At 67.4% G+C, this 7,282-nt stretch carries 12 protein-coding genes and 2 pseudogenes; 7 read left to right on the top strand and 7 right to left on the bottom strand.

Annotated features, from left to right (window positions below; genetic code table 11):
• From I53_RS28015 to I53_RS28005, 3 genes and pseudogenes are all read right to left on the bottom strand, one after another.
• Positions 1–444: pseudogene (locus I53_RS28015) on the bottom strand (Y-family DNA polymerase); the annotation flags it as partial.
• Complete coding sequence (locus I53_RS28010) at positions 441–893, bottom strand: translesion error-prone DNA polymerase V autoproteolytic subunit (RefSeq protein ID WP_043357167.1); 453 nt, start codon at positions 891–893, stop codon at positions 441–443. The pseudogene I53_RS28015 and the gene I53_RS28010, both read right to left, overlap by 4 nt.
• A gap of 5 nt (positions 894–898) precedes the next feature.
• Complete coding sequence (locus I53_RS28005) at positions 899–1,093, bottom strand: hypothetical protein (protein ID WP_306307455.1); 195 nt, start codon at positions 1,091–1,093, stop codon at positions 899–901.
• Positions 1,094–1,163: 70 nt separating this feature from the next.
• On the opposite strand from I53_RS28005, the gene I53_RS36290 reads away from it, so the two are divergent.
• Both I53_RS36290 and I53_RS27995 read left to right on the top strand, forming a co-directional pair.
• Positions 1,164–1,490, top strand: coding sequence for a hypothetical protein (locus I53_RS36290; protein ID WP_374701386.1), 327 nt, complete (start codon positions 1,164–1,166; stop codon positions 1,488–1,490).
• A 16-nt stretch (positions 1,491–1,506) separates the two neighbouring features.
• A complete protein-coding gene (locus I53_RS27995) occupies positions 1,507–1,758 on the top strand; it encodes a hypothetical protein (RefSeq protein ID WP_043357163.1) in 252 nt (83 codons plus the stop codon).
• Positions 1,759–1,761: 3 nt separating this feature from the next.
• On the opposite strand, the gene I53_RS35845 is transcribed toward I53_RS27995, so the two are convergent.
• Positions 1,762–1,896 (bottom strand): hypothetical protein, encoded by a 135-nt coding sequence (locus I53_RS35845; RefSeq protein WP_286009594.1) that lies wholly within the window; start codon positions 1,894–1,896, stop codon positions 1,762–1,764.
• Between the two features lie 310 nt (positions 1,897–2,206).
• On the opposite strand from I53_RS35845, the gene I53_RS34365 reads away from it, so the two are divergent.
• From I53_RS34365 to I53_RS27975, 4 genes are all read left to right on the top strand, one after another.
• Positions 2,207–2,380: a hypothetical protein gene (locus I53_RS34365; protein ID WP_164706411.1), complete on the top strand. Its 174-nt coding sequence runs from the start codon at positions 2,207–2,209 to the stop codon at positions 2,378–2,380.
• A gap of 634 nt (positions 2,381–3,014) precedes the next feature.
• Positions 3,015–3,380 (top strand): hypothetical protein, encoded by a 366-nt coding sequence (locus tag I53_RS27985; RefSeq protein WP_043357161.1) that lies wholly within the window; start codon positions 3,015–3,017, stop codon positions 3,378–3,380.
• Between the two features lie 609 nt (positions 3,381–3,989).
• Positions 3,990–4,496 carry a hypothetical protein gene (locus I53_RS27980; protein ID WP_043357159.1) on the top strand — a complete coding sequence of 169 codons (507 nt, stop codon included), beginning with the start codon at positions 3,990–3,992 and terminating at the stop codon, positions 4,494–4,496.
• An 83-nt stretch (positions 4,497–4,579) separates the two neighbouring features.
• Positions 4,580–4,969, top strand: a complete 390-nt coding sequence (locus I53_RS27975; protein ID WP_043357157.1) for a hypothetical protein — start codon at positions 4,580–4,582, stop codon at positions 4,967–4,969.
• 547 nt (positions 4,970–5,516) lie between these two features.
• On the opposite strand, the gene I53_RS27970 is transcribed toward I53_RS27975, so the two are convergent.
• Positions 5,517–5,855, bottom strand: coding sequence for a hypothetical protein (locus I53_RS27970; RefSeq protein ID WP_043357155.1), 339 nt, complete (start codon positions 5,853–5,855; stop codon positions 5,517–5,519).
• 94 nt (positions 5,856–5,949) lie between these two features.
• A complete protein-coding gene (locus tag I53_RS35600; RefSeq protein WP_043357154.1) occupies positions 5,950–6,144 on the bottom strand; it encodes a hypothetical protein in 195 nt (64 codons plus the stop codon).
• Here I53_RS35600 and I53_RS35595 point away from each other — a divergent pair.
• Positions 6,119–6,391, top strand: a pseudogene (locus tag I53_RS35595) (YqaJ viral recombinase family protein); the annotation flags it as partial. The gene I53_RS35600 and the pseudogene I53_RS35595 sit on opposite strands and share 26 nt — an antisense overlap.
• 17 nt (positions 6,392–6,408) lie before the next feature.
• On the opposite strand, the gene I53_RS27955 reads toward I53_RS35595, so the two are convergent.
• Positions 6,409–7,227, bottom strand: coding sequence for an integrase arm-type DNA-binding domain-containing protein (locus I53_RS27955; RefSeq protein ID WP_051045102.1), 819 nt, complete (start codon positions 7,225–7,227; stop codon positions 6,409–6,411).
• Positions 7,228–7,282: the final 55 nt, after the last annotated feature.

Below are 7,282 nucleotides of genomic sequence, written 5' to 3'. Positions count from 1 at the left end.
GGGAGCCGGTCCGGCCCGCACCGTGGCGCGCAGGTCCCGCGCCAGCTCGACCCGCAGGCCCGGCGCCACGTCGGTGAGGTTCAGGAAGCTCTCGTCGATGGAGTAGACCTCCACCTGTGGGCTGAACTGCCGGTAAACCGCGTTGGTCCGCCCCGACATGTCGCCGTAGAGGGTGTAGTTCGACGAGAACACCCGCACGCCCTGGGCGCGGCACAGGTCGCGGATCTTGAAGAACGGATCGCCCATCCGGATGCCGAGCGCCTTGGCCTCGGCGGTCCGGGCGATGGCGCAGCCGTCGTTGTTTGAGAGCACGATCACCGGCACCGCGGCGAGCTTCGGGTCGAACACGCGCTCGCACGAGCAGTAGAAGCTGTTGCCGTCGATCAGCGCCACGGCGCGGCCGCCGCCGATCCGGTCACGCCGGCGAGCCTCCGGCGTGCTCACGGGAGCTGCCCGCGGGCGACATGCCAGCGGATCGAGAAGCGCACCACGCCCCAGATTACGCCCTCGCCGAGCTCCTCGACCGCGAAGGCCGGCAGGTCCGGGTTGCAGAAGGCGAGCCGGGCGGTGTTGCCGTCGATCACGAGGCGCTTGCAGCTCATCTGGCCGTCGACCGCCGCCACGATGATGCTGCCATGGCCGGCCGTGAGGCTGCGGTCGACGCAGGCGAGGTCGCGGTCGTAGATTCCGGCGCCCTCCATGGAGGAGCCACTGATCCGCCACAGGAAGGTGGCGGGCGGGTTCGGCACGAGCCAGCGCGGCAGTTCCAGCGCACCCTCGAGGAAGTCGTCGGCGGGCGACGGGAAGCCGGCGCACAGCGCCTGCCCGATCAGGGGCACGCGGACGGCGTCGGGGCTTCCGACCAGCAGCGCGTCGATCGGGTGGATCGGCACGGGGCTCAGGCCGTCCCGACGCAGCGTCGTGCGTATCCGCGGGAGATCAGCCGCCCCTGTGCAAGCACGCGCGCTTCGGCGTCTCGCAGGTCGGTGAGCGCATCCTCCACCGCTCGAACGAGGGCGGCCCAGGCATCGCCGGAGGCGGCCCGGTGATAGGCCAGGGCGATCACCTCGGCCTCGGACAGACGGATCTCCACAGGCGGTTCGTGCCGTTGGGCATGCATCCGGATCACAACCTCGACTAGAACACATCGGGAACAAAGCCCGATGGTGAGGCGTGGTTCAATGGTCGTGTCGGATCCCGCGGAGATCGCAGTGGGCACGTGTGGAGAGGTCGGAAAAACGCCAATGCCGCGGAGGCTTTATCGCTTCCACTGCCTGGGAGGCGGTGATGCCGTGTTCGACCTGCAGGGGCGGTGGCTGTCGAGCATCCGCGAAATCCGGCAGCACGCGGACCGGGTGGCGCTGGGCCTGATGGACGGGGTCGGCTGCCAGGATTGGACCGCGTGGTCGGTGGACGTGCGCGATGCCGCAGGCCGGCCCGTGCTGTTCCGCGCGTTCACTGCGGTACGGGTCGGCGGCACGTCGGCGTAAGGACGGGAGCCGCACCATGGCGATGACGACCAGCTCCGTGGTGCAGCCGTTCGAGATCCACCGCAAGCGCCTGCGCCCGGCCCGCCAGGAGCCGGCGCAGACGGAGAGCGGCGCGCAGAAGAAGGCCGAGAACCCGGCCAGGCGGATGCCGGGTGCGGCGGCGCTGAAGGTTGTGGCCGACGACGAGACCGGCGAGCTGGAGGGCGTCACGATCCTCGGCCAGTGGGGCGAGGTGCCGGACGACTTCGCCGAGAGCCTGCAAGGCTGAGCGTCAGCCGCGCCGCATGGCGGCGAACTCCCAGACCGGCGGTCCCCAGGTCTGACCCGGCTTGGTCCGGTCGACGCAGAAGCGGTCGAACACGATCCGGTTGGGCTCGACGCCGACGGTCCGGCTAGCGTTGACCATCAGGGCACCGGCCTACGTCACGCGCAGGACGCCGTGCTCCGGATGGACGCCGAAGAGCTGCGGCGCGGCTCAGCCGAGCCGATACGCAACGCGGCTCGTGATGCTGAATGCCCGGCGGCGGTTACCGGGCCGTTCGGTGTCGGCCGGAGGATGGTCCCGCGCAGGGATTCCGAGCACGAAAGAGCCCGCGCCGGCGAACCCGGCGGGCAGATGTCCGAAGGGACAGGGCGACACCCTATTGCGGGCGGAACAGGTCCGGGTGATCCTGCCTTTGCCAGTCGACGCACGATCGACGGCACGGGAGGTAAGCATGACGATCTTCCAGGTGAGGCAGAACAGCACGCGCGCGGTCCTCTGGACAGGACAGGCCGACACAGCGGATCGGGCATTGGAAGTCGCCGCCCAGGCCGCCGGTTATCACGGCTTCGAGGAGCTGCCCGAGACGGCGCGCGCCGATATGACGGCTGAGGCCGTGATCGTCTGAGCACGAGAAAACGCCCCGTGCGGCGGGCCGGCGGGGTCGGCGCATTCGAGGGATATGGCCGGCTGGCAGACGCCGGACACGAAAAAACCGCCGCGGCCGGAGCCGGGCGGTTCGAGAGAGTCTACGCTTGGGGATTGGTCTACGCGCACGCGGCGGCACGGTTCCCGCGCCCAAATCGGCGAGCGGCGCCCCGGCCGAAACCAGGGTGCCCGGGGCAACGTGAACGTCTGCGTTTGCGGGTGCGAGACCCGCTCGGCCCCGCCCCGATCTGCTCACGGGGCGGGGGAGCGTCCGATCTCACCAGCATGTGAGCCGAGCCGATACGCAACGCGGCTCGGCGGTAAGATGGCGAGCACCGGTTACCGAGCCGTGCTCGTGCCGGCTGCCGGCCAATCCCGCGCCGGGATTCCGCGCACGAGAAAGCCCGCGCCGGCGCGCCGGACGGGCTTCTCAGGTCGGGCACCGAAAGGGGGGAAGTTCAGCCAAACCTCGCACCGAGGCTAGGCGGGACGCAGGGAAAGGAAAGCCCCGCTGACGTCAGTGAATCGGAGAGCGAGGGAGCGGCATCCGCTCAGGCAAATCGAACCACCCACCGTTGAAAGCGTTCACGCCCCGCAACAACGGAGAGCACGACATGAAGGTGATCTCAGCGACCGTCCTTGGCCTGGCGCTACTCAGCGGAGCCGCTCCGGCCGTCGCGCAGCCATACGGCGGACGCGATTACGGCTACGATCGCGGCGACTACGGGCCCCGTGACCGAGGCTACGGAGATCGCGGCTACGGAGATCGCGGCTACGGCGACCGTGACCGCCGCGATTACGATCGGGATTACGACCGAGGCTCCCGGGGCGGGCGTGGCGACTACGCGTTCAACGAGGAAGAGTATCTGCGCTGCAATCCGGACGTGCGCCGAGCGGTCATTGGCCGAGCGATCAAGTCGGGTCTGGAACACTACCGCAAGGTCGGGATGGCCGAGGGCCGGAAGTTGACCTGCAATTAGGGCGCATTCGAAGAGCAGAGCAGACTGTGAGAACGCCCCGCGCGGCAATGCCGGCGGGGCTGAAGAAAACGCACGCAGATGATGGCGATGAGCGGCTACCTGCTGCTGCCGCCACCGCCGCCGCCCTGAGGAACGGCGCGCTCTGGCTGATTGGCATTCCCGGCGGAGGACGAGCTGTTCGACATCGTGTCGGCCGGCTGCCCGGTCGGCGAAGTCGTCACGGCGCCCGTGCTACCGGTCGTGCTGTTCTGCGGCGCAACCACGCCCGAAGTGCCAGGAGCGGAGGGCGCCACGGGAGTCGCCGCGGGAGCCTGCGCAGAGGCCCCGCCTGCGAGGAGGCTGAAAGCAGCGGCGGCTGCGAGAACTTGATGGCGCATGAAAACCTTCCTTTAGGTAGAAGGCTGATAAACGCTTTCGCTTGAGCGTTGGTTCGAAATCCAAGAAGCCAAGGCGGTTTCGAGACAAATCCGCGCGACGAGCTGGTGGGCACCGCGCGGCTGATCGGCTCTCATCACGGCCTGCAGAGCGCTATCCCCCGGTGACAGCTGGCGCACACCTAGACAACCACAACGCGAGAGCGGCAATCTCTAGTGCCTTGGAGAATGTCGCGTGACCCGCTCTGTAATTCGTGCAGCCGTAGCCGGTGCGTCCGCCCTCATCCTGATGCCATCAGCGACAAGGGCCTCGGATTTCTCGTTCAGAACTAACGATTTTGTCTCGACATTCACCAGCCAGTACAGAACCGTTGGCGAGCGCGTAAATATCAAGCAAAAGGATTGCGGCGAGCAGGCTCGAGCGATTTGCACCTACGAGGTCGGCGATTTCGCCGTCTTGATGGTGGGCGGCTCGAAAGTGCGCGGTCCTGCCGACGAGGTAACGCTCATCTGCGCCGCTGGAGGTGATCCCAAGAAGGCCGCGAGTTGCCTGCTGTCCTACGTCGTCCTCATCATGTCGGTCGCGCCAAGCCTTTCGAAAGACAATCGCGGCAGCATCCTGAGCGCCATGATGAAGGTTCTCGACGTCTCCAAGGAGACCAGGATCAAGACCGATGATGTCGAGTTTATAATGCAAAACCTGAGCAGCATGGGACTCTGGTTCCACGCCAAGGCAATCTGATGCGCACTCTTCACATCGCCCTCGCTATGATCGCCGCTGTCAGCGGCGCACAAGCAGCGCCTCGTCAGGCTGAGATACCAACGATGGCGATCGCAAATGGCGCCTGTAATCGGCTCGTCATCGGCGGTACGGATCGCACGCGTGAGTGCAGCGGCAAACTCCTGAATACGATTTACCGGAATGGCCGGGTCGGCTTCTACTTCGTGACTGACACCGGCGCGGCGCTGACCTTCACAGGCCTCGGCGACAAGCAGGTGAAGCCGGATCCCGACACGGCCGTGCAGCCGATCGATGGCGTCATTTTCGGGTACGGCGGCAAAACCGATCGGGCGAACGCAGTCGGATCGTGCCGCTTCACCAACCCTTATCGAAAGCCGGGAATCGTTCAGTGTCGAGCTGATACGTCCAACGGGCAATTCGAGGCGTCTTTCCGGACGGATGGCAATCCGCCTTCGGTGACGAATCCTCGCTGAGATCGTACGGCCAGACCAGTCCCCGCTCCGATGCTTTCATGGGGCAGAGAGCCACTGATTTCAGCCTTGTAGGCCGAGCCAGTACGCGACGCGAATTTTCGCGTCGTTTGCCGATAACGCAAGATCGGGCACAAATTGTCGGAGTGCGTAGCTGTCTCGTCGCGAGCCCGCGCTTTGCCTTCGAAATCAAAGAGTGGACCATGATCAGAGCTGTGATCATTCTCGGTGCTCTGGCCACGACAGCAGCCTCAGCGGTGGCTCAGGTGAATGAGAAGCGGGAACGCTGTTTGTCTGAGGCAGTGCTGAAGGGCCTCTACTCGCGCAACCCCGGAAAAGGATCGGCTGCATTCAATCGATATACTATGTCGCAACGCGGCGCCTTCATGCGGGAATGCATGTCTCGGCGCTGATACGCGTCGATCAAGACATCATGGCGCCCGCGAAAAAGCCCCGCTGGGCGGTGCCGGTGGGGCTGATGGTAGTCTCTACGAGGCGTGTCGGGGCTCAAAATCCACGCCGGTCATCAGGTTGAATCAGCTCGCACAGCTCACCGCCCTGCCAACCCAATCTTCGCCAGCACGATCCCCCCGAAGGCCAGCAGCGCCGCCAAGGCCAGCCCCCAGCCGATCTTGCGCAGGTCCCGCACCTGCCCGGCGACCTCGGCCAGCCCCTTGGCGGCCTCCGCCTTTGCGCCGTCCACCGCCTTGTCGATCCGCCGCTCGATCTCGTCACGCGCCACGAAGTGCTCGATGTCCCGCCGGTAGGCCACGCCCTCCAGCTTCTCGTCCATCCGGTCGAGTTTGCCCCCGAGCGCATCCATCTGCCGGCCGGTGGTCTCGACGCGCTCGATCAGGCGCCCGATCCATTCGGGCAGATGGTCGGCCATGGGTCCGGTCCTTCGCTCGCCGCGGCCCGTCCGAGCCGTCCGGACCCGGGGCGGTGTCTCGTCCGTCATCGAGGCGCGCCCGCGGCCCCGGGGCTCAACTCTTCGACCCGATCACCTGCGGCACGATCTTGTCCACCGAGCGGGCCAGCATGTAGGCGCCGATCCCGACGGTGAGCAGCGACCACAGCTCCGCCGGGACGCCCTTCAGCGCCGCCACCACCTCGACCTGCAGGCCGATCATCGGCGCCACCACGCCCACCCAGGTGATCATCGCCAGCGCCCACAGCACGGTGACCGGCCGGGCGTTGCGGGCGCAGCACTACCTCACCGCCGCGATGCTGGAGGGCTCGGAGCGGGAGCCGCAGGCCTGCGACGCCTACGAATTCCTGTACGGCGTCGACACCGCGAAGGTCGGGTTCGTGGACCATCCGACGATCGCCATGGCCGGGGCCAGCCCGGATCGCCTCGTCGGGGTCGATGGCCTGGTCGAGTTCAAGTGCCCGACGCCGCGGACCCATCTGGAAACGCTGCTCGCCGGGGAGATCCCGGAGGATCACCGCCCGCAGATGCGCTGGCAGATGGCCTGCACGGGCCGGGCGTGGTGCGACTTCGCCTCGTGGCAACCGAGCGTGCCCCCGGCCCTGCGGCTGTGGGTGAAGCGGCTGCATCGCGATGACGCGCATATCGCGCAGGATGAAGTGACAGTGCGCGCCTTCACCCGGTGAAGCCGGCCGGCCTTCATGCGCTCGGCCGGGAGCGTCCAGAGCGCTGCGGCCATATCGACCTCGCCCCAGGTCAGCCCGCGGGTCTCGCCGGACCGGTGGCCGCCGACACGGGCCGCATCCAAGACGCGCTCGATGCGTCCGCGGATCCGGCGCGCCGTCTCGGCCTTCTCGTGCCACATGGGCCGCAGCACCGCGAGCACGTCGTCGGTGCCGATCTCGGCCACCGGCATGCGCCAGAGGCTCGCGGCCTGGACCTCCAGCGTCTGGCGCCATTGCGCGCGGTGCGCGGCGTTCCGCCAGCACTTCTCACGGTCGGCCATGTAGGTCTCAGCCACGTCGGCGAACGTGACCGGTGCTGGCGGGGAAGGGAGCGCGACCGCCGCGGCCTTGGCGTCGATCGGGTCGATGCCCTCGGCGATCTGCGCCCGGGCGGCCGCCGCCAGCTCACGCGCTCTGGCCAGGGTGATCGCGCTCGCGGAGCCGAGGCCCATCTCGCGACGGCGGCCCGGCATGCGGTAGAGCATCACCCAGCGCTTCGATCCGCTGGGCTCGATCACGAGGTGAAGGCCACCGCCGTCGGCGTGCCGGCCGGGCTCGTTCAGCGTCTGGACCTTGCGAGCCGAAAGGCGATTGATTTCGCGCGCCATTCTACCCCACCAGCTATCCCACCATGCGACGCCGAGTGCGGTGGACTAGCGTGGA

The organism is Methylobacterium sp. B1, assembly GCF_000333255.1.
GTDB lineage: Bacteria > Pseudomonadota > Alphaproteobacteria > Rhizobiales > Beijerinckiaceae > Methylobacterium > Methylobacterium fujisawaense.
This window is presented reverse-complemented; position numbering and strand designations above follow the sequence as displayed.